General features: G+C 67.1%; 20 protein-coding genes. 9 read left to right on the top strand and 11 right to left on the bottom strand.

Annotated features, from left to right (window positions below; genetic code table 11):
• Positions 1 to 62: 62 nt before the first annotated feature.
• Positions 63 to 962, bottom strand: coding sequence for an SDR family oxidoreductase (locus LDO22_RS14715; RefSeq protein WP_159634595.1), 900 nt, complete (start codon positions 960 to 962; stop codon positions 63 to 65).
• A gap of 220 nt (positions 963 to 1,182) precedes the next feature.
• Here LDO22_RS14715 and LDO22_RS14710 point away from each other — a divergent pair, with 220 nt between their 5' ends.
• Positions 1,183 to 1,701, top strand: a complete 519-nt coding sequence (locus tag LDO22_RS14710; protein WP_159634599.1) for a DUF6328 family protein — start codon at positions 1,183 to 1,185, stop codon at positions 1,699 to 1,701.
• Between the two features lie 2 nt (positions 1,702 to 1,703).
• The gene (locus tag LDO22_RS14705) at positions 1,704 to 2,366 is read left to right on the top strand and encodes a DUF6766 family protein (protein WP_224024150.1); all 663 of its coding nucleotides are present in this window, start codon (positions 1,704 to 1,706) and stop codon (positions 2,364 to 2,366) included.
• 13 nt (positions 2,367 to 2,379) lie between these two features.
• Here LDO22_RS14705 and LDO22_RS14700 read toward each other — a convergent pair whose 3' ends face one another.
• The 4 genes from LDO22_RS14700 to LDO22_RS14685 all read right to left on the bottom strand — a co-directional run bounded on the left by LDO22_RS14700 (position 2,380) and on the right by LDO22_RS14685 (position 6,008).
• The gene (locus tag LDO22_RS14700; RefSeq protein WP_224024148.1) at positions 2,380 to 3,504 is read right to left on the bottom strand and encodes a glycerate kinase; all 1,125 of its coding nucleotides are present in this window, start codon (positions 3,502 to 3,504) and stop codon (positions 2,380 to 2,382) included.
• Between the two features lie 86 nt (positions 3,505 to 3,590).
• A complete protein-coding gene (locus LDO22_RS14695; RefSeq protein WP_159634608.1) occupies positions 3,591 to 4,400 on the bottom strand; it encodes an SDR family oxidoreductase in 810 nt (269 codons plus the stop codon).
• 18 nt (positions 4,401 to 4,418) lie between these two features.
• Positions 4,419 to 4,865, bottom strand: a complete 447-nt coding sequence (locus LDO22_RS14690) for a hypothetical protein (protein ID WP_159634611.1) — start codon at positions 4,863 to 4,865, stop codon at positions 4,419 to 4,421.
• A 366-nt stretch (positions 4,866 to 5,231) separates the two neighbouring features.
• Positions 5,232 to 6,008 carry a class I SAM-dependent methyltransferase gene (locus LDO22_RS14685; RefSeq protein ID WP_224027254.1) on the bottom strand — a complete coding sequence of 259 codons (777 nt, stop codon included), beginning with the start codon at positions 6,006 to 6,008 and terminating at the stop codon, positions 5,232 to 5,234.
• Between the two features lie 208 nt (positions 6,009 to 6,216).
• Between LDO22_RS14685 and LDO22_RS14680 the strand changes: the two genes are divergently transcribed.
• The 3 genes from LDO22_RS14680 (at position 6,217) to LDO22_RS14670 (ending at position 10,666) form a co-directional block, all read left to right on the top strand.
• Positions 6,217 to 7,860 (top strand): ATP-binding protein, encoded by a 1,644-nt coding sequence (locus LDO22_RS14680; RefSeq protein ID WP_224024146.1) that lies wholly within the window; start codon positions 6,217 to 6,219, stop codon positions 7,858 to 7,860.
• Between the two features lie 20 nt (positions 7,861 to 7,880).
• Positions 7,881 to 9,431, top strand: a complete 1,551-nt coding sequence (locus LDO22_RS14675) for an EAL domain-containing protein (RefSeq protein ID WP_224024144.1) — start codon at positions 7,881 to 7,883, stop codon at positions 9,429 to 9,431.
• A 170-nt stretch (positions 9,432 to 9,601) separates the two neighbouring features.
• Positions 9,602 to 10,666, top strand: a complete 1,065-nt coding sequence (locus LDO22_RS14670) for an EAL domain-containing protein (protein ID WP_224024142.1) — start codon at positions 9,602 to 9,604, stop codon at positions 10,664 to 10,666.
• 61 nt (positions 10,667 to 10,727) lie between these two features.
• Here the strand turns inward: LDO22_RS14670 and LDO22_RS14665 are convergent, their stop codons facing one another.
• Positions 10,728 to 10,964, bottom strand: coding sequence for a DUF6480 family protein (locus LDO22_RS14665; RefSeq protein WP_224024140.1), 237 nt, complete (start codon positions 10,962 to 10,964; stop codon positions 10,728 to 10,730).
• 135 nt (positions 10,965 to 11,099) lie between these two features.
• On the opposite strand from LDO22_RS14665, the gene LDO22_RS14660 reads away from it, so the two are divergent.
• On the top strand, positions 11,100 to 11,459 hold the full coding sequence (locus LDO22_RS14660) for a hypothetical protein (RefSeq protein WP_224024138.1): 360 nt from the start codon (positions 11,100 to 11,102) through the stop codon (positions 11,457 to 11,459).
• A 48-nt stretch (positions 11,460 to 11,507) separates the two neighbouring features.
• On the opposite strand, the gene LDO22_RS14655 is transcribed toward LDO22_RS14660, so the two are convergent.
• The 4 genes from LDO22_RS14655 to LDO22_RS14640 all read right to left on the bottom strand — a co-directional run bounded on the left by LDO22_RS14655 (position 11,508) and on the right by LDO22_RS14640 (position 14,414).
• On the bottom strand, positions 11,508 to 12,290 hold the full coding sequence (locus tag LDO22_RS14655) for a glycerophosphodiester phosphodiesterase family protein (RefSeq protein ID WP_159635958.1): 783 nt from the start codon (positions 12,288 to 12,290) through the stop codon (positions 11,508 to 11,510).
• Between the two features lie 97 nt (positions 12,291 to 12,387).
• Entirely contained in the window at positions 12,388 to 12,651 is a 264-nt protein-coding gene (locus LDO22_RS14650) for a hypothetical protein (RefSeq protein ID WP_159634626.1), read from the bottom strand.
• 125 nt (positions 12,652 to 12,776) lie between these two features.
• On the bottom strand, positions 12,777 to 13,595 hold the full coding sequence (locus LDO22_RS14645) for an HAD family hydrolase (protein ID WP_224024136.1): 819 nt from the start codon (positions 13,593 to 13,595) through the stop codon (positions 12,777 to 12,779).
• Between the two features lie 9 nt (positions 13,596 to 13,604).
• Positions 13,605 to 14,414, bottom strand: coding sequence for a hypothetical protein (locus tag LDO22_RS14640; protein WP_224024135.1), 810 nt, complete (start codon positions 14,412 to 14,414; stop codon positions 13,605 to 13,607).
• A 153-nt stretch (positions 14,415 to 14,567) separates the two neighbouring features.
• Here LDO22_RS14640 and umuD point away from each other — a divergent pair, with 153 nt between their 5' ends.
• Both umuD and LDO22_RS14630 read left to right on the top strand, forming a co-directional pair.
• Positions 14,568 to 14,999, top strand: a complete 432-nt coding sequence (gene umuD, locus LDO22_RS14635; protein ID WP_159634668.1) for a translesion error-prone DNA polymerase V autoproteolytic subunit — start codon at positions 14,568 to 14,570, stop codon at positions 14,997 to 14,999.
• A gap of 23 nt (positions 15,000 to 15,022) precedes the next feature.
• On the top strand, positions 15,023 to 16,321 hold the full coding sequence (locus tag LDO22_RS14630) for a Y-family DNA polymerase (RefSeq protein ID WP_224024134.1): 1,299 nt from the start codon (positions 15,023 to 15,025) through the stop codon (positions 16,319 to 16,321).
• A gap of 106 nt (positions 16,322 to 16,427) precedes the next feature.
• Here LDO22_RS14630 and LDO22_RS14625 read toward each other — a convergent pair whose 3' ends face one another.
• Entirely contained in the window at positions 16,428 to 16,574 is a 147-nt protein-coding gene (locus LDO22_RS14625) for a lmo0937 family membrane protein (protein WP_159634671.1), read from the bottom strand.
• Between the two features lie 299 nt (positions 16,575 to 16,873).
• Between LDO22_RS14625 and LDO22_RS14620 the strand changes: the two genes are divergently transcribed.
• Complete coding sequence (locus LDO22_RS14620) at positions 16,874 to 18,052, top strand: ABC transporter substrate-binding protein (protein WP_159634674.1); 1,179 nt, start codon at positions 16,874 to 16,876, stop codon at positions 18,050 to 18,052.
• Positions 18,053 to 18,108 lie beyond the last annotated feature (56 nt).

Here is an 18,108-nt window from a genome sequence, read left to right as displayed (position 1 = left end):
TGCTGGTCTGTTGATACTGCCCGGGCGATACAACCCCGGTACTGCCTGGAGCGCGGCGCTCCCTAGAGCCCCTTGCCGCCGGTGACGGGCAGGACTGCGCCGGAGATGTAGGAGCCGTCCCCGGACGCCAGCAGTACGTAGGCTGCGGCGAGTTCGGCGGGTTGGCCCGCGCGCTCCAGCGGCGTGTCCTGGCCGAAGGACGGGAGCTTGTCCGGCCACTCGGTGGCGGGAATCAAGGGTGTCCAGATGGGGCCGGGGGCCACCGCGTTGACCCGGATCCCCTTCGGGCCGAGCTCCTGGGCCAAGGCCTTGGTGAAGGCCACCTGCGCCGCTTTGGTCATGGCGTAGTCGATGAGCTCCGGCGACGGGTTGAAGGCCTGGATGGAGGCCGTGGTGATGATCGAAGCCCCGGCCTTCAAGTGCGGCACGGCTGCCCGCGCCGACCACAGCAGTGAATAGAGGTTGGTGCGGAAGACCCGGTCGAACTCTTCGGTGGGAAGCGTCTCCAGGCTCTCCCGGTTCTTCTGGTAGGCCGCGTTCAGCACCAGGACGTCGAGCCGCCCGAATTCGGAAACGGTTTCCTCCACGATGCGGGTGCTGAACTCCTCTTCACGGCCGTCGCCCGGAAGAAGGAGGACCCGGCGCCCGGTTTTGCGGATCCACTCCGCGGTGTCCTGCGCGTCGTCTTCCTCTTCGGGCAGGTAGGAGATGGCGACGTCGGCCCCTTCGCGGGCGAACGCGATGGCTGCGGCCTTTCCGATGCCGGAGTCGCCGCCGGTGATGAGGGCGGCCTTGCCTTCGAGCTTGCCGTGTCCTTCGTAGCTGAGCTCCCCGTGGTCCGGCTTGGGGTCCATGGGTGCCGTGAGCCCGGGCTGCTTCTGTTCCTGCTCGGGAAAGGGGCCCGAGTGGTAGCCGCCGCGCGGATCCTGCGGCTGGTCTGTCTGCTTGTCCGTGTCGCTCATGTCCGCCTGCCTGCTGTCGGTTGACCTGTGTCGATAGAGAAGGGCTCCGCCGTGCTCCGGCCCTTTGAAGCTATCCCGGGCAGCGGACCAAGTCCACCACCGCGGGTAATAATCAGTAAACTTATCAAATGTTGTAGCGGGCGCAACGGCCAGCCTTGTTTCTGGGTACGGGAGGAGTAGAAAGAAGACTTGGACCGCCGCCGGGAAGGAAGGAGCGCCGATGTCCGAAGTTGAGGACTACACGGGCCGCACGGGCCGGAACGAGACCCGCGAAGAGCAGCTGGACCGCAACTGGGCCGAACTCCTGCAGGAGTTGCGGGTGCTCCAGACCGGGGTGCAGATCCTGGCCGGCTTCCTGCTGACCCTGCCGTTCCAGCAGCGCTTTGAAAAATTGGACGACTGGGAAGTTGGCCTCTACCTCACCAATGTGGTGATTGCCGCCCTGACCACCGCCTTCATCCTCCTTCCGGTCAGCGTGCACCGGCGGCTCTTCCGGAAACGGCTGAAGGAAATGCTGGTGTCCAGCGCGGACACCATCACCAAGATTGCCCTCGGCGGCATCGCCCTGTTGAGCGCGGGAACAGCCGCCCTGGTCTTTGATGTTGCGGCCGGCCGGTCCGCCGGGGTCATGGCGGGTGGCGCGCTGCTGGGCGTCATGGTGGTGATGCTGGTGTTCGTTCCGCTTCGCCTGAACAAACGGGCCACCGGGAGGATCCTCCCGGCCAAAGATAAGGAGTGAGGATGCGTAAGTGGGCCAAAGAGCACGGGCTGCTGGTGGCCAACCTGGGCCTGTTCCTCGCATTTTTCGTGGGAATGGTCCTCTCCGGTGCAGCGTCGTACAGCGAAGACCAGCAGGCCCATGGGGAGCCGGCGGTATCCGTACTTCAGTTCCTGGGAACCGGCGCCTTCGTTGAGGCCACGTTCGAGAACTGGGAGTCGGAGTTCCTGCAGATGGGCATGTACGTGGTCCTCACGGTGTTCCTGTTCCTGAAGGGCTCATCCGAGTCCAAGCCGATGGGCAGGAAGGCCCCTCAGGACCAGGACCCCCGGGAAGCGCGTATCAGCAGCGCCACCCCATGGCCGATCCGGCGCGGCGGCATGGCACTCAAGGTCTACGAGCACTCCCTGTCGATCCTGTTTTTCGTGTTGTTCCTTGCCTCGTTCCTCCTCCACGCCGCCGGCGGCGTGGACGAGTACAACCAGGACCAGCAAAGCCACGGCCAGCCCGTCATCACCTTCCTGCAGTACCTGGGCACCAGCCGCTTCTGGTTCGAGTCCTTCCAGAACTGGCAGAGCGAGTTCCTGGCCGTCGGCGTCCTGGTAGGGGCGTCGGTATACCTGCGGGAGAAGGGATCCCCGGAATCAAAACCGGTTGCCGAACCCCACTACGAGACCGGTGCCTGACGTTCCGCGCCGGTCAGGCCCCTTCGAGTACCTGGCTTGTTGCCCAGGCCAAGTACTTGCCGGCGTTTGCCACGGCATCTTCCGGACTCGACGCCACGTCCAGCAGCTGGGCCGCGGCCACCACGCCGTGTCCGGCGAGGTCCTCGAAAGTCACCAGGATCCTGCCGGCCACCACAATGACGGGTATGCCGCGGTCCCGGGCCGCGTTCGCGAGTGCGATCGGCGCCTTGCCGGTGAGCGACTGGGAGTCCATGGATCCTTCGCCGGTGATCACCAGGTCCGCCTGGTCCAGCTGGGTGGCCAGTCCGGTCAGCCCCGCCACCAGCGCAAAGCCGCCTTCCAGCGTGGCGTTGGTGAACGCAAGGAACGACGCCGGGAAGCCACCGGCTGCGCCGGCGCCGGGGACGTTTACGTCCCGGCCCGTTGCTTCCCGCAGCACCGACGCCCAGTTGCGGAGCCCGGCGTCGAGCATTTCCACGGCGTCCTGGTCCGCACCTTTCTGCGGGGCGAAGACGTGGGCAGCGCCGGACGGCCCGTACAGCGGGTTGCGGACGTCGACGGCGATGCGGAACGTGGTGGCGGAGAGCCTCGGGTCCAGCCCGCTTGTGTCCAGCGCCGTGACGTCGGCCAGCGAACCTCCCCCCAGGGGCACCACGTTCCCTGCTGAGTCCAGGGGTTTCAGGCCGAGGGCGCGCAGGGCGCCGCTGCCTCCGTCCGTCATGGCGGACCCGCCCAGGCCCAGGACGATCTCGGTGGCGCCGGCGTCGAGGGCCGCGGCGATCAGCTGGCCGCACCCATAGCTGTGGGCGCGCAAGGCGTTGGCCGGGATTGGCTCCATGTCGGCCAGGCCGGACGCCTGGGCCGTCTCGATCACCGCCGTGACCTTGCCGTCGCCCGCCTTGTGGATGGCCCAGGCGGCGCCAAGGGGGGCGAGGATGGGGCCCACCACGGCGTTCAACCGCTCCTCGTAGCCTGCCGCCACGGCCGCTTCCAGGGTGCCCTCGCCGCCGTCGGCGATGGGAAACTGGGTGGCGACGGCGTCCGGGTACACCCGGAGTGCCCCCTCAGCGATGGAGGCGGCGGCCTCAGCTGCCGTCAGGGACCCCTTGAACTTGTCCGGAGCGATAAGAATGCGCATGCGCTCCATCATGCCAGCACGCCGCCGGAAAGCGCTTGCCATCTCCGCGATGCGGACTGCGTGACTTCCCAGCCGGACGGATCAGCCTAGCCCTCGCGCCATTCATTGCCGGTGAGGTGCGATCCCGCCTGCGGGCCCATCTGGAGCATGCCGCCGTCCACCACCCAGGCCGCACCCGTCACATAGCTGGAGGCCGGCGAGGCAAGGAAGGCGATGACGTCGGCGATCTCCCGCGCGTGGCCGGGCCGTCCGAGCGGCACCCCGGGCCGTGCCGTCGTCGTCGGATCCTGGTCCTCCTGCCCCGTCATGGGCGTGGCAATCTCGCCGGGGGCCACCGTGTTGGCCGTGATGCCGTACTGGCCCAGCTCCAGTGCGAGCGTTTTCATGAGGCCGCCCAGGCCATGCTTGGAGGCATCGTAGGCGGATGAACCCACGCGCGGCTGGAACTCGTGCACGCTGGACACCGCCACCAGCCGGCCGCCCTTGCCGGCCTTGACCATGCGCCGCGCCGCCGCCTGCAGGCAGACAAAGGCGCCGTTGAGGTTCGTGTCGAGGATCTTCATCCAGTCGTCGATGCCCAGATCGAGGAACTTGGTGCTGGTTCCCGTCCCCGCGTTGTTGACGAAGACGTCCAGGCCGCCCAGCTCCTCGGCGAGGTCATCGATCACGCCCGCAGCGGAGCGGAGTTCGGTGGTGTCAAGCTGGCGGACCACGGCCTTGCGCCCCAGGCTGCGGATCTCGTCGGCCGTCCCCTCCGCGCCCGCCTTGTCCGAGTGCCAGGTGACGCCCACGTCCATCCCGGCGCGGGCCAGCGCAACAGCGGTGGCCTTGCCGATTCCCGAGTCGGAGGCGGTGACGATGGCGGCAGTGGGCGCGAAGTTGCTGGTGTCGGGCATGGCGGGCCTTTCTGTAGGTCAGGCAGGGCGGCGGAGCTCGGACTCGTAGGACTCGTCACTGACGGCAGTAGAGGCCCCGTGGCCTGCCGCCTCCAGGTTTGGCCGGCCTTCGGGCACGGCCATGAGGGGCACGGCGAAGGTCACCACGGGCCTGCTGCCGGCGTCGTCAGCCGATCTGATGGTCAGGCTCCTGGTGCCCGGCGGCACGGACGGGGTGAAGACCTGCAGGTTTCGGGCCCCCACGGTGGCGGATTCCTGCAGTGTGTATTCGGTCCCGAAGTGGTCCTGGAGCACGAGCCGGGGCTCGGGGGCGTCATCCGAGGGAAGGTGGATGTTCACCACCAACCCGGAGGCCCACACCTCCACGGACAGAATGGTGAATTCGGTGGCTGGCGTGACGTGCCGTCCATAGGTGGGGGGCAGCAGCATCCGGCGGAGTTCGCCGGACGGAATGAGGTTGTTCATGGCGGTTCCTGTAGGTCTTGCGCCTGCTGCCGGTGGCGGTACCGGAGGGTAATCCGGAACCAGCCGGGCAGGGGCGCGGGTGCGGCTTGGGCGCCTTCCGGGCTGGGATTTTCCAACCGGAAGACATTCGGTGGATGCCGTCGCTGCTGTTGCTGGTAGAGGACATTCAGTGTGTCCGGGAGTCGAAGGTGCAGAACCATCCCCCCGGCTGGCGTGGCCTTCCTTTCACCTCGGGCTAACTAGTAAGTCTACTTATCATGGAGCCTCGGGATCCGGCCCGTGTCAAGGGGAAGTACGGCGGCCTGCGGACTGGCTGCGGGAATCCGGGCAAGTCTGCGGGGACGGTCAAATGGCCAGTCCCGGGGCCTAACGGCGGGGGCGGACGATCGCGTAGTACCCGGGCACCCGGTCCTGGCCGGGCACGCCGGTCACGGGGTTGGTTTCGATGGCCGTATGGCCATCTTCAAGGAGTTCCCAGGCCGGCGCCGGGAACGTCCGTTCGCGCTCTTCGGGCCCGAAGTGTCCCGGCATGGGGAGCCCGCGGATGGCCAGCTCCAACGGCGCCGGAATGCCCCGCGTGGTTGCCCCGAGGTGGGACACATACTCCACCGGATTGCCCTGGAAGTTGGTTTCCGCCATGAAGACGGTGCCGCGGTGCCCGGCCAGGAGCCGGAGGTTTTCGACCAGTGCCATCTGGTGCGCCGGGGCAAGGACGTGCAGGACGCCGCGGATGAAGACGTTGGCCCCTTCCTTGCCTGCGTTGAGGGACTCTGCCAGGGCTGCCCCGGCACCCTCCGCCGTCATGTCCCGCGCTTCGAAAGTCACGTTGCCGCTTCCCCCGCACTCCGCCCGGGCCCTGTCAACGGCGTGCGGGGAGACATCAACGCCAACCACCCGGGGGAAGACGCCTGCGAGCGCCCGGGTGAAACTGCCATGGCCGCACCCGGTATCCACCACAGGAAGCGCAGGGTCCAGGTAGCGCAGGAGGCTGTCCTTGTAGCCCAGGAACTCATGGTCGCTGCCCGAATCCCACAGGACCTCTCCCCCGGGGCCCGTGGCCGTGATTCCTGCCCAGTAGGTATCCCATGCCTGGTGCCGGTCTTTCGGCGCACCCCGCGACAACCTGACGAGCTTGGGAAGCATCAGGTACTTCTGCAGGACGGACCGCGGCGACTTCGTTGGGGAGGACACGGCTCAAATATATGTTCCATCCCTGCCAACCGGCGCAGCTTCGGCCACATTACGGCGTGCCCTGCCCGCGGGGCACGAATGTCGGGGTGGGCGCGGGCGCTCTGGACCCGTGCTGCCCCCGTCCCCCTAGAATGTACTCAACTGGGAGGAAGGGAACACTGTGACGGCTGTGCCGAGTGGCGTGCCCCTGACCCGCACCGCCGTCGTCGCCGATCCCGACGCCGGCCGCCTGGCCCGCAACGCCCAGGCACTGCGGGACGCCGGGTACGGCGTCCAGGAAGCGGCGGACGCCGCCGGCCTCGCCGCGTTGCTGGACGCAGGCCAGCCCTCCGTCGTCGTCGCCGACGCGCTTCTGTCCCCTGCCCAGTCCGCAGCCCCCGTCCTGCTGATGGTGGACCTGGACAATCCGCAGGAGGTAGCCGCAGCCAACCCGGCCGGCGTCCACGACTGCATCACCAAGCCGCCGGAGCCCAAAGAGCTGGTCCACCGCGCATCCGTCCTCATCGAGCAGGTGTCCCGGCGCCGCGCCGCCCGGCAGGAAGCCGAGGGTCTCCGTGAGCAGCTGCGCGAGGTCTCAGCCGCGGTACGCGCCACCAACGATCCCCAGGAGATCGCCAACCACGTGGTCTCCGGTTTCGGCCGGACATTCAAGGCCGACCACGTGGTGCTGGCCACCTTCGAGGACCACCGCGTCCCGGTGATCATGGCGGCCTGGCACCGGCAGGGCCTGGTGGAACTGCCCAAGGACGCCCTCCCCGGCGAGGACGAGGCCCGCGCCACGGCCGATGCGCTTTGGGCCGGGACAGAGACGCTCTCGTCGGACGGAAACGAATCCGAGCCCAGGGCCGACGAAAAGCCTGCCAGGGCCGTGGCCGGGGCGGCCTCCACGCTGGCGGTGCCCATCGGCGAAGGCAACTCCTCCCTGGGGATCATCTGGATCGCCATGATGGACCGGCCACGGACGTGGTCCAGCGCCGAACTGGGACTGATCCAGCACGTGGCCGGAAACGCCGCCTACGGACTCATCCAGAGCCACCTGATCAGCAGCCAGCAGCAGGTGGTCAAGCAGCTGCGCGAACTCGACAAGGCAAAGACGGACTTCCTGGCCACGGTGAACCACGAGCTGCGCACGCCGCTGACCTCGATCATGGCGTACCTGGACATGATCCAGGAGAGCACCGAGCACCCGGTGTCCAAGGAGGTCCACCAGATGCTGGACATCGTGGTCCGCAACACCGAACGGCTCCGGACCCTCATCGAGGACATGCTCAGCGTCTCCCGCGGCGGGCTGGACAACGCGGACATGCAGCTCGCGCCGGTGCGCCTGGGACGGACCCTGGATTTGGTTGCCGCGGCACTCCGGCCGCTGGCCACGCTGCAGAACGTCACCATCGATGTGGACCCGGTGCCGGAGGATCCGGAGATCCTGGCCGATGAGGTGCAGCTCCAGCAGGTCTTCACCAACCTCGTGTCCAATGCCATCAAGTTCACCCCCAGCGGCGGCCGGATCGAGGTGGGCAGCGAATCCCACGCCGCGGAGGACGGGTCCAAGTGGGCCACCGTGCGCATCGCCGACACCGGCATCGGCATCTCGGACGACGAAATCAACCACGTGTTCACCAGGTTCTACCGGGCCTCGAACGCGATGAACGGCGCCATCCCGGGAACAGGGCTGGGCCTTGCCATCTCCAAGGACATTGTGGACCGCCACGGCGGGCGGATCGATGTCGCTTCCACCCTGGGCACCGGGACCACCGTCACCGTCAGCCTTCCCCTCGGCACTGACCGCGTCCAGGCCAACTAGGCGCCGAAGGAGGACTGGCCATGTTTGCCAACGACGATCCCCGGCTCTCCCAGCTCCTGGAAGGCATTGTCCGGCTTGCCTCCGGCGACCTCACGTCCCGGATAGAGGTCTCCCCGGCCCGGGACGAGCTCGATGCGATCATTATGGGCACCAATCTGCTGGCCGAAGACCTGCAGGTCATCTACGAGGAACTCGAGCAGCGGGTGCAGGTCCGGACCCAGCTCCTTCACGAGGCCCACCTTGAGATGCAGAAGATGGCCATGCAGGACCCGCTGACCGGGCTGGCCAACCGGTCGGCGCTGCTCGAAGCCCTTCGCTCCGCGCTGGAAGCCCGTGCCGCGGTGGACGGCGGGGGATCCGAAGAGGGGCCGGCCATCCTGTTGATGGACCTGGACGCGTTCAAATCCATCAACGACAGCCTGGGGCACACGGCCGGGGACCAGGTCCTGGTGACCGTGGGTGAAAGGCTCCGGACCGCGGTGCGCGCCTCCGACGTCGTAGCCCGCCTGGGCGGCGATGAATTCGCCATCGTCATGCCCTCCGCATCGGCGGACCAGGCGGCGATCGTGGCGCACCGCATCCTGGCCTCCCTCAACGACCCCATCGAGCTTCCCGGCCGCAGCGTGCGCTGTGGTGCCAGCATCGGGCTCAGCGTGGGCAGCGGGGGCCAAAGCCCTGAGGACATGCTGATGGAGGCCGACGTCGCCATGTACGCCTCCAAGGCCGAAGGGCAGAACAAGCTGCACCGGTTCGAGCCCGCCCTGCTGCTGGTGCGCCGCCTCCGCAGCCAGCTGGTGGATGACCTGCGGGCCGCCATCAAGGACGATGCACTGACCCTGTACTACCAGCCGGTGGTGGAGCTTGGCACCGGTCGGATCGAAGGCGTAGAGGCACTGGTCCGGTGGAACCACCCCACCCGCGGCTTCATCATGCCTGACGAGTTCATTCCCCTTGCCGAAGAGGCGGGCCTGATCTCCGAACTTGGACAGTGGGTCCTCAGGACTGCCGTGAAGCAGCTGCGGGCCTGGATTGATGCTGCCCTGGTGGACAGCCGGTTCTCTGTGCGCATCAACATCTCCGCCACGGACCTGCAGAGCCTGCAGTTCATCGAGGACGTGCGCAACACCCTGAAGGAGACCGGCGTCAGGCCTGAACAGGTTGTGCTGGAGTTGACGGAAGTGGCGATCGTCAAAGGCAATGAGCTGGACCGGTATTCGCTGGGCGGGCTCCGCGGCCTGGGCGTGGGCATCGAAATCGACGACTTCGGGACCGGCTACTCGTCCATCAGCTACCTTCGCCGGCTGCCGGTGGACCGGGTCAAAGTGGACCGGTCACTGATCACCGGGCTGGAGAGCGACCCCAGCCAGCCCGCGCTGGTGGCGGCAGTCCTGCAGCTGGTGCGGGCGTGCGGGCTGGAAGCGGTGTGGGAGGGCGTCGAAACGGCGGAGCAGGCAGAAATCCTCCGCGGCCTGGGTTGCCGCAGCGCCCAGGGCTACTACTTCAGCCGGCCTGTTCCCCCCGACCAGATTCCGGAACTGCTGGCTGACCAGCAGGAAAGCGCTAACCAGTAACGCAAAAACTACTGCACTTTCGTGGCCGCCGTTATACGATCAGCGTGCGGTGTCTGGTTTTTCGCCGCCTCTGAAATCAGGTTGGCAGCACCGTTCTTTTATAAGGCGTTTGGAAATTTGAACATTATGGGGCCATCGGGTCATTACTTCGTCAACTGGGGGCGTTGCTAATGTCGGTTCGGGTACAGGCATGGGGAATTATCGCCGCCGTGCTGGCGGATACGGATCCTGCGGGAACCGCTGTGCGGCAGCGGCTGAGCAACAGCCTCGATGAGAATCCCGGCGTGCCGGAACGGGCCCTGCTGGAGTATCTCCTCGAGACCCGGCGCAGCGACGCCACCATGACGGACACATTGGAAGCCGCGAAGGATATGCGGCTCACGCCGCCCGCGCTCCCGCCGCAGTTTGCGGAGCAGCTGGATGCCATCCGCAGCGCGTCCCGGATCAGCACCCTGCTTGAGAACCAGATGCTGATGACCGCGTTCCAGCCCATCTACGGGCTGGAAGGAAGAACCGTGGTGGGCGCAGAGGCGCTGTCCCGGTTCGTCAGCGACGACGGCGCAGCCGCGGAGCTGTGGTTTGCCGAGGCCGCCGCGGTGGGCCTGGGCGCCAACCTCGAGTTCTCCGCGCTGGGATCGGCGGCAGCGGCCGCGAAGGACCTGCCCGAGGACCTGTACGTGTCCCTCAACATTTCCCCCACGTCCTGCCTGGACCCGCGGCTGCCGGAGCTCTTCGACCACATTGAATTGCCCATCCACCGGGTGGTGCTCGAATTGACCCAGGACATTCCCGAAGAGGAATACCTGCAATTCCTTTCCGCGATCAATCCGCTGCGGGAAAAGGGCCTGCGCATTGCCGTCGACGACACCCACACCGGCGCCGGCGCGCTGAGCCGCATGGTCCACCTGAGGCCCGACTTCCTCAAGGTGGGCCGCAACGTGATCGGCGACGTCGACAAGGACGGCCTCCAGCGTGCGCTGGCTGCATGCCTGGTGGACTTCACCGACCAGGTTGGCATCACCCTGGTGGCCGAGGGCATCGAAACGGTGGGCGAACTCAAGGTCCTCACGGAACTGGGCATCAGCGCCGGCCAGGGCTACCTGCTGGGCCGGCCGTCGGTGCGGCCCAAGGACTGGGCCAGCTGGAACACGCGCCTCGACATGGACGGCCTGGAGCGCCACCTGGCCGGGCCGGGGGAACCTCGCGCCACCACCCGGGGAACAGAGTCGTCCTGAGAACCTGACGCAGTCAGCGGGGCGGCGGGCAGCATGCGCCGCCCCGCTGCACGTCCGGGCCCTATTCGGAGTGGCCCTGGTCCCTGCTCATCTGGCCCTCCGCCGGCGGCGTCTCTCCCGGCGGGACTCCCCCGCCCGGTTCCAGGCCGGTGACATTGCCTTCCAGCGGATCCGGGTTCGGCGAGCCGGCCGCCTCCCGGCTGCGCTGCTCCGCCGGACGGGGCTGGGCGGCGCCCACCTCTTCCTTACCCGGGCGGTCGGGGTTCGCGGGGTCATTTTCCGGATGGTAAGTGCTCATAGCCTTTCCTTTCCTCTCCGGCTGCGGTTCGGTTCCCCAGCACTGGACTAATTGTAAGCATGCTGATAATTCTGGAGGAGTAGGGCCGGCACGCCGCTGGGGCGGCCGGCACGCAACGCCGGAAGGAGCAGTCACATGGGTATCGGCGACAGCATTGGCAAGGCAGCAAAAAACGCCATGGAGGACCTGGCCGGGACATCCAAGCCGACGGAGAAAACGGACGTGCCGGACCCGGCAGATCCCAACGACGACGTGGAGGTCCACTCGTCCCTGAGCGAAGGCTCAAACGCGATTGAGGCGGAGAAGCAGAAGGCGCCCGGCCTCAAAACCGGGGCCGCCCCTGGGCCGGTCTCCAACAGCCCGCTGGGCGGCGACGCCGACAACGACAAGGCGCACAACAGCAGGGCGCACGGCGAGCGGGAGCAGAACGGCACAACGGACGACGCCGGCCTGGCCGGGGACGCCACGGCGCCCACCGCAACAGACCAGGGCTAGGCGCCCGGGAACAGGCCGGGGGCTAGGCAGCCGGGAGCAGGCCAGAGGCTAGGCAGCCGGGCCGGGCGCCCGGTTAGCCTGCCCGGGCTTCTCCGGCCACTGGCCTCGGGCGCGCAGCACGTCGCGGAGCAGGTCCGCCCGGTCGGTGACGATGCCGTCCACCCCCAGCTGGAGGAGCCGGTGCATCTCGCCGGCATCGTTGATGGTCCACACATGAACCACCAGGTCCAGGTCATGCGCCCGCCGGATGAAACCGGTGGTGACTACAGGCACCCGCCCATAGCGGACGGGCACTTGCAGAGCATGCACGTCCCGGAGCACCCGGCGCATGAGCCACCGGAACGCCGGACGTGGAAGCGCAGGCCCCAGCAAGGTGAAGAGGGCGCTCGAGGCCACTCCAGCGGACGAAGCCACAGGCTGGCTGAGCAGTTTCAGCACCGCGCGCCGCCGGCGGTCCGAAAAGCTGGTCACCAGAACGCGGTGGTGCACCTGGTGCCGCTCGATCGCGGCAGCGGTGCTGCGGACCGAGCCCCAGTCCTTGACGTCGAGGTTCAGCCGCGCTTCGGGAAGCTGGGTGACCAGTTCGTCGAACGTGGGGATGGGCTCGCGGCCGTTGATCCGCGCCCTGGCCACGTCCGCGGCCGGAAGTTCCGCCACCCGGCCCCTGCCGTCCGTGACCCGGTCCAGGGTTTCGTCATGGAAGAGCAGCAGCACGCCGTCCGCCGTCGTGTGCACATCCGTTTCAAGGTAGCGGAAGCCGAGGTCGACGCCGGCGCGGAACGCGGCCATGGAGTTTTCCAGGCCCTCAGCCGAAAATCCGCGGTGCGCCATGGCGATGGGAAGCTGCCGCCCGGCGTCGTCAGGGTGCTCAAAGAAAGGCAGGCTCACACTGCGAGCCTACCGCCCCCACCATGAGTGAAACCCACCGTCAATCCAGGCAGGCGGTCTCTCCGCAGGGAAGGATGTCCACGCCGTCGCCGCAGTGCAGCAGGGTCCGCCCACGGCCGGCGTCCAGGTGGACCCATACCGCGGTGTGGTCCGCCGTGACGGTGTCCACCACGCCGCCTGCCTCGAATCCGGGCGCGAACAGGACCCGGACCCGGTCACCCTGGCGCAACTGTTTCCAGTGCGGAGCGGGCGTTGCTTTGCGCTGCGGCGCATCGGCCGCGTGCTGCCTGACGTTTCGTGCCATCGTTGCCCCCTTCGAGCCGGCGGGAGGGTGCCTGCTCTCCACGCTTCACGCTACGCAGGGAAGGTAAACGCCAGGTGAGCGCAAGCTGTGAAAATGGGGGTGCCGGGTCCGGGACAGCCCGGGCGTCAGGAAAACTGGACGCCCAAGGCAGCGAGCCGGGCCTCCAAAACCTGGGCCACGCCGTCGTCGTCAAAATGCGGCGCCTGCTGCCCGGCCGCGCGAATGGCTTCCGGATGGCCGCTGGCCATCGCGTACCCATGACCGGCCCAGCGGAGCATCTCGATGTCGTTGGGCATGTCACCGAAGGCCACCACGTCTGCGGCGTCGATGCCCAGTGCGCCTGCGTATTCTGCAAGCGTGACGGCCTTGTTCACGCCGGGCAGCGACAGTTCCAGCATCGCAACGCCCGGGGAGGAGTGGGTGGTGGCGGCCAGATGTTCGACGGCGGGCGCCACCTCGGCGAGGAAATCGTCCGGGGTGCCGTCGCGGACGATGGCGAGGAACTTGACCACGGAGTCATCGTCCGTGAGGGTTTGCTTCAGCGGCGCCGGGGTGAATTCGGCGAGAAGTTCGCTGGAGTCGTTTTCGATGAAGCCCGGTTCCAGGTGGAATCCGGTGAGCGTTTCCGCGGCGAACAGCGCAGCCGGGCGGAGCCCCTTGATGATGCGGCGGGCTTCCAGGACGGTCTCGATGGCCAGTGTGCGGGCGGAGACCAGGCGGTCCGCTTCAAGGTCCCACACGACGGCACCATTGGAGCAGATCACCCGGCCGGTGTGGCCCAGCTGTTCCTCCAGGGGGTGCAGCCAGCGGGGCGGGCGTCCGGTCACAAACACCAGTTCGACGCCGGCATCCCGGCAGGCGTGGAAGGCACGGATGGTGCGGTCACTGATTTTTCCGTCGTGTCCGAGGATCGTTCCGTCAATATCGCTTGCTACCAACCGCATCCTGCAAGTCTACGTGGGCGGTTGGCTCCCGTGCGCCGATTCCACGGACAGGAGCCGGGCGTAGTTCAGGCACATGCTTAGGCTTTCATCGGCCGGGGCGCTGGTGCCCTTGAGGACTACCGGGGCGCCGGCGGCAAGACGCTGGCCGCCGGGCATTACCAGCGTTTCAGCGTCGAAACTGGTTCCTTCGGGGAAGATCAGGGTGTAATCGTTCCCGTCGGCAGCCTGCAGGATGACGCATCCGGCCCCGTCCCTGTCCATGTGGCCCTTGAGCTCCACCTCGGGTCCCGTTGCGGACGTCTGACTGGAGCGGACCACGGCCTTCAGCCCATCCGTTCCCGGCAGCACCGTGGTGGGAGGCTTCGCGGAGGCCGGCACCAGCCGGAAGGCGTAACGGCCCTCTGCTCCGCCTTCCGGAGTCATGACGAAGTCCACTCCCCGGACGGCGAGCGCCACCTGCGTTTTGAAGATGTTCCCGTCACAGGGGACCTGCAGCGGGGGAAGGACTTCGGCGCCGGCCTGGCTGGCAAGCGAAACCTCTGCCGTCACCGGACCCTCGCAGGTGAAATGCACCTCATAGCCACCCGGTTCCGCGCCAGTGAATCCGAAGCTGACCGTGGTGTTCGAGCTGGTGGAACCGGCGAACTCGCCGGGCAACCTGGGCTGCAGTTGCTCTTGGGACCACTGGCGCATGTCTTCCACCCCGGAAGCACGCGGATCGGCGCCGGGCTGGGCGGCAGCGGTGGCCGGGGGCGGCGGCACTGGAGCCTGCCCCTCGGGTACCTCGCTGTACGCGCACCCCGCCAGTCCCGGCGTCATCGCCGCCGCAATCCACCAAAGCCGTACCAACCGCATCGTTTCCCCCCAGAGCAGACAGTGGCCTGATTCTAGTCCCCCCGAGCGGGACTGCCCGTTGTCAGCCCTCGGGGCTACACTGAAACTATCGAACATATTTTCGAATAAAGGTGTGTTGTGGGCGTTATTGTCGGTCCCCGCGTGATAGACGCGGGCGCCTCGTTGTTCTCGGTGCTGATTTCCCCGGTCGCGGTGGCGGCGGGCTTTCCGTCGCCGGCACAGGACTACTTCGACGGCCGGATCGACCTGAACGCGCACCTGATCAAGGACATCACCAGCACCTTCGTGGTCCGGGTGACGGGGGATTCCATGGAGGGTGCCGGCATCAGCGACGGGGACGAACTGATCGTCAACCGTGCCCTCGAGCCCAGGGACGGGGCCGTGGTGATCGCCGTCCTGGACGGGGAACTGACGGTCAAGCGCTTGCGCATCACCCGCACTGGCGTGGTGCTGCAGGCGGAGAACCCCAAGTACCCGGACATCCACGTGCCCGCACTGTCCGAGCTGACCATCTGGGGCGTTGCCACCAGGTGCCTGCACCATGTCTGAGCTGCCCGCGCCTGCGGATCAGCATGGCTAAGCCAGTCCACATGCGGCAGATGCCGCAGATCGCGCACGTGGACGTCAATTGCTTCTACGCCTCCGCCGAGCGCGCCTTCGACCCCTCCCTGGAAGGGCGGCCGCTGGTGGTGCTCTCCAACAATGACGGCTGCGCCGTGACCCGCTCCCCGGAAGCGAAGGCACTGGGCATCGCCACGGGCGAACCGTGGTTCAAACTCGCGCCGCGGGCCAAGGAGTGGGGCCTGGTGGCAAAATCCAGCAACTATGAGCTGTACGGCGACATCAGCTCCCGCGTAATGGAACTGCTGGGCAGGTACTCGGCCTGGCTGGAGGTCTACAGCATCGACGAGGCATTCCTGGGCGTCAAGGGCACCCCGGACGAGCTGCTGTCCCTTGGCCGGAGGATGAAAGAGGCGGTCCGGCGGCACGTGGGGGTTCCCGTGTGCGTTGGCATCGCCCCCACTAAAACCCTGGCGAAACTCTGCAATAAATGGGCCAAGAACAATCCCGCCTTTGGCGGAGTCTGCCTGTGGGAATCCGTTCCGGCTGACGTGCGGGAGGGTTTGATGTCCCGGCTTCCTGTCGATGAGATCTGGGGCATTGCCGGGCGGCTCACAAAGCGCCTCAATGTGCTGGGCATCGTCACTGTCCAGGACCTTGTCCGGGCGGATCCGGTAATGATCAGGGATAAGTTCTCGGTGGTGCTGATGCGCACGGTCCTGGAACTGCGGGGCACCCCCTGCATCCCGATGGAAGAAGAGCGCATCGGCCGCGACCAGCTGATTTTTTCCCGCTCTTTCGCCACCCCTGTGACCACCGCCGCCGGACTTCGGGAGGTGCTCAGCATCTACGGGCAGCAGGCGAGCGCCAGGCTCTCAAAGCACGGGCTGCAGGCAAAGGTCCTGACGGCGTTTGCTGCCACGTCCCCCTTCCGGGACCACGAGCAGGCGTACCCATCGGTGTGCGTCGCGCTGCCCATGCCCACGGCGGATCCGCTGCTGCTCACCAGGGCGGCGCACGCGCTGCTGCCCAGCATCCGGGACGGACTCAAATACGCCAAGGCGGGGCTGATGCTCACCGACCTGCGGCCCACGGGGAACCAGCCGCCCCTGGAGCCATTCGAGAACCGGCATGAGGAACGCGGCATCGGGCCGCTGCTTGAGGATGTGAGCCGCCGCTTCGGGCGGGGCACCATCGGGCTGGGGCACGCGGGCATCAGGTCCGGGCTGGACTGGACCATGAAACGTGACATGCGCTCGCCCCGCTATACGACGCACTGGGACGAGCTGCCCTTGGTCAAGGCGGCGTGAGGGGTCAGGCGCCTGAAGAGCTCAAGGCGGCCTGGGGCTGCAAGGCGGCCTGGGGCCGACGGTTCCCGCCGCCGGACGCTGGGCCGGCGGCGGGGACGCGGGGTTGCTAGACGCGGGACCTGCCACGGACGAAGTGGAAGATCAGGACCACCACTGCGACAACCAACAGAATGTGGATCAGGCCGCCGCCAATGTTCGCGAGCAATCCGAGAAGCCAGAGAACGGCGATGATGATGGCAATCCAAAGCAACATGAGAGTCTCCTTGATTAGTTTTACAAAATCCCCATGCCGTGCACGTACCCACAATGCGGCACGCGAATCACGGCCCGCACCTGCTGATGGCTTCCACGGCCGCCGTTGCGTCCCGACTGCGGACAGGGCCCCCTCCGCCGGACCTCCGAACAGCGTCCCCGCACGACGATTTTTGACGCCGCACTACGCCGCGTTGAGCGTTCGCGTCGCCGCATGAACGCCCGCTACGGGGTTGATTGTGGGGCCGCTGGGCGCTCCGTAATCTCGTCTCAGCACCCACCCCAGCAAAGGATTTCCCCATGGCAAACCAGCAGGACAAGAGTCCGGAAGACCAGCACGGCTCCACCCGCATCGTCGCCGGGCAGCCCGCCAAGCCCACACGCCCGCTCGGCCTGAAGATCGGAATCGCGGCAGCCGTCCTGGCCCTCATCGGTGGGGGCGCCGCCGTCGCGTCCGCCGTGAACAGCGGGACACCGGCAGCCTCGCAGGAGGCTGCCCCGTCAGGCAACCCCGCGGCCGAACTGAAGCTCGGCTACTTTGGAAACGTCACGCATGCCCCGGCCCTCGTGGGCGTCAGCAAAGGCTTCATCAAGGACGAACTCGGCAGCACCAGGCTCAGCACCCAGGTGTTCAACGCCGGCCCGGCAGCCATCGAAGCCCTGAACGCAGGGGCCATCGACGCCACCTACATCGGCCCGAACCCGGCCATCAACTCCTTCGTGAAGAGCCAGGGCCAGTCGATCAACATCATCGCCGGCGCCGCAGCCGGCGGGGCGCAGCTGGTGGTCAAGCCGGACATCACCTCCGCCGCGGACCTCAAAGGCAAGACCCTCGCCTCCCCGCAGCTGGGCGGCACCCAGGACGTGGCCCTGCGCGCCTGGCTCTCCTCCCAGGGGTACAAGACCGGGGTGGACGGCAGCGGTGACGTGGCCATCAACCCCACGGAGAACGCCCAGACCCTCAAGCTGTTCCAGGACGGAAAGCTCGACGGTGCGTGGTTGCCTGAGCCGTGGGCGTCACGCCTGGTGCTGAATGCCGGCGCGAAGGTGCTGGTGGACGAAAAGGACCTGTGGGACGGTTCGCTGTCCGGCAAGCCGGGCGAGTTCCCCACCACCATCCTGATCGTGAACCAGAAGTTCGCGGCAGACCACCCGGACACCGTCAAGGCACTCCTGAAGGGCCACGCGAAGTCGGTCGAATGGCTCAACAGCGCTTCTGCCGGCGACAAGGCCACCGTCATCAATGCAGCCCTCAAGGAAGCAGCCGGCGCCGAACTGAAGGCGGATGTCATTGACCGCTCCCTGAAGAACATCGTTTTCACCGTTGACCCGCTGGCCGGAACCTACCAGAAGCTCCTGGCCGACGGCGTGACCGCAGGCACCACCAAGCAGGCCGACATCAACGGCATCTTCGACCTGCGCGCCCTCAACAGCGTCTCGAACGGAAAGACCCCGGCCGCAGGGCTCGGCAAGGAGTAAAGCCTCATCGATTGCTCCGTAAACGCCCTTTTGACCCCTCATAACGGCATCTACGG

Origin of the sequence: Arthrobacter sp. NicSoilC5 (assembly GCF_019977395.1) — a bacterium.
In the GTDB taxonomy this organism is placed as follows: Bacteria; Actinomycetota; Actinomycetes; order Actinomycetales; family Micrococcaceae; genus Arthrobacter.
Note: the sequence above shows the minus strand (reverse complement) of the source record. Positions and strands in the feature narration are given on the sequence as shown.

Excerpts from the sequence above, each read along its gene's own strand:
- LDO22_RS14715 (WP_159634595.1), bottom strand. The coding sequence starts at position 962 with ATGAGCGACACGGACAAGCAGACAGACCAGCCGCAGGATCCGCGCGGC.
- LDO22_RS14710 (WP_159634599.1), top strand. The coding sequence starts at position 1,183 with ATGTCCGAAGTTGAGGACTACACGGGCCGCACGGGCCGGAACGAGACC.
- LDO22_RS14705 (WP_224024150.1), top strand. The coding sequence starts at position 1,704 with ATGCGTAAGTGGGCCAAAGAGCACGGGCTGCTGGTGGCCAACCTGGGC.
- LDO22_RS14700 (WP_224024148.1), bottom strand. The coding sequence starts at position 3,504 with ATGCGCATTCTTATCGCTCCGGACAAGTTCAAGGGGTCCCTGACGGCA.
- LDO22_RS14695 (WP_159634608.1), bottom strand. The coding sequence starts at position 4,400 with ATGCCCGACACCAGCAACTTCGCGCCCACTGCCGCCATCGTCACCGCC.
- LDO22_RS14690 (WP_159634611.1), bottom strand. The coding sequence starts at position 4,865 with ATGAACAACCTCATTCCGTCCGGCGAACTCCGCCGGATGCTGCTGCCC.
- LDO22_RS14685 (WP_224027254.1), bottom strand. The coding sequence starts at position 6,008 with ATGCTTCCCAAGCTCGTCAGGTTGTCGCGGGGTGCGCCGAAAGACCGG.
- LDO22_RS14675 (WP_224024144.1), top strand. The coding sequence starts at position 7,881 with ATGTTTGCCAACGACGATCCCCGGCTCTCCCAGCTCCTGGAAGGCATT.
- LDO22_RS14670 (WP_224024142.1), top strand. The coding sequence starts at position 9,602 with ATGTCGGTTCGGGTACAGGCATGGGGAATTATCGCCGCCGTGCTGGCG.
- LDO22_RS14665 (WP_224024140.1), bottom strand. The coding sequence starts at position 10,964 with ATGAGCACTTACCATCCGGAAAATGACCCCGCGAACCCCGACCGCCCG.
- LDO22_RS14660 (WP_224024138.1), top strand. The coding sequence starts at position 11,100 with ATGGGTATCGGCGACAGCATTGGCAAGGCAGCAAAAAACGCCATGGAG.
- LDO22_RS14655 (WP_159635958.1), bottom strand. The coding sequence starts at position 12,290 with ATGGCGCACCGCGGATTTTCGGCTGAGGGCCTGGAAAACTCCATGGCC.
- LDO22_RS14650 (WP_159634626.1), bottom strand. The coding sequence starts at position 12,651 with ATGGCACGAAACGTCAGGCAGCACGCGGCCGATGCGCCGCAGCGCAAA.
- LDO22_RS14645 (WP_224024136.1), bottom strand. The coding sequence starts at position 13,595 with ATGCGGTTGGTAGCAAGCGATATTGACGGAACGATCCTCGGACACGAC.
- LDO22_RS14640 (WP_224024135.1), bottom strand. The coding sequence starts at position 14,414 with ATGACGCCGGGACTGGCGGGGTGCGCGTACAGCGAGGTACCCGAGGGG.
- LDO22_RS14630 (WP_224024134.1), top strand. The coding sequence starts at position 15,023 with ATGGCTAAGCCAGTCCACATGCGGCAGATGCCGCAGATCGCGCACGTG.
- LDO22_RS14625 (WP_159634671.1), bottom strand. The coding sequence starts at position 16,574 with ATGTTGCTTTGGATTGCCATCATCATCGCCGTTCTCTGGCTTCTCGGA.
- LDO22_RS14620 (WP_159634674.1), top strand. The coding sequence starts at position 16,874 with ATGGCAAACCAGCAGGACAAGAGTCCGGAAGACCAGCACGGCTCCACC.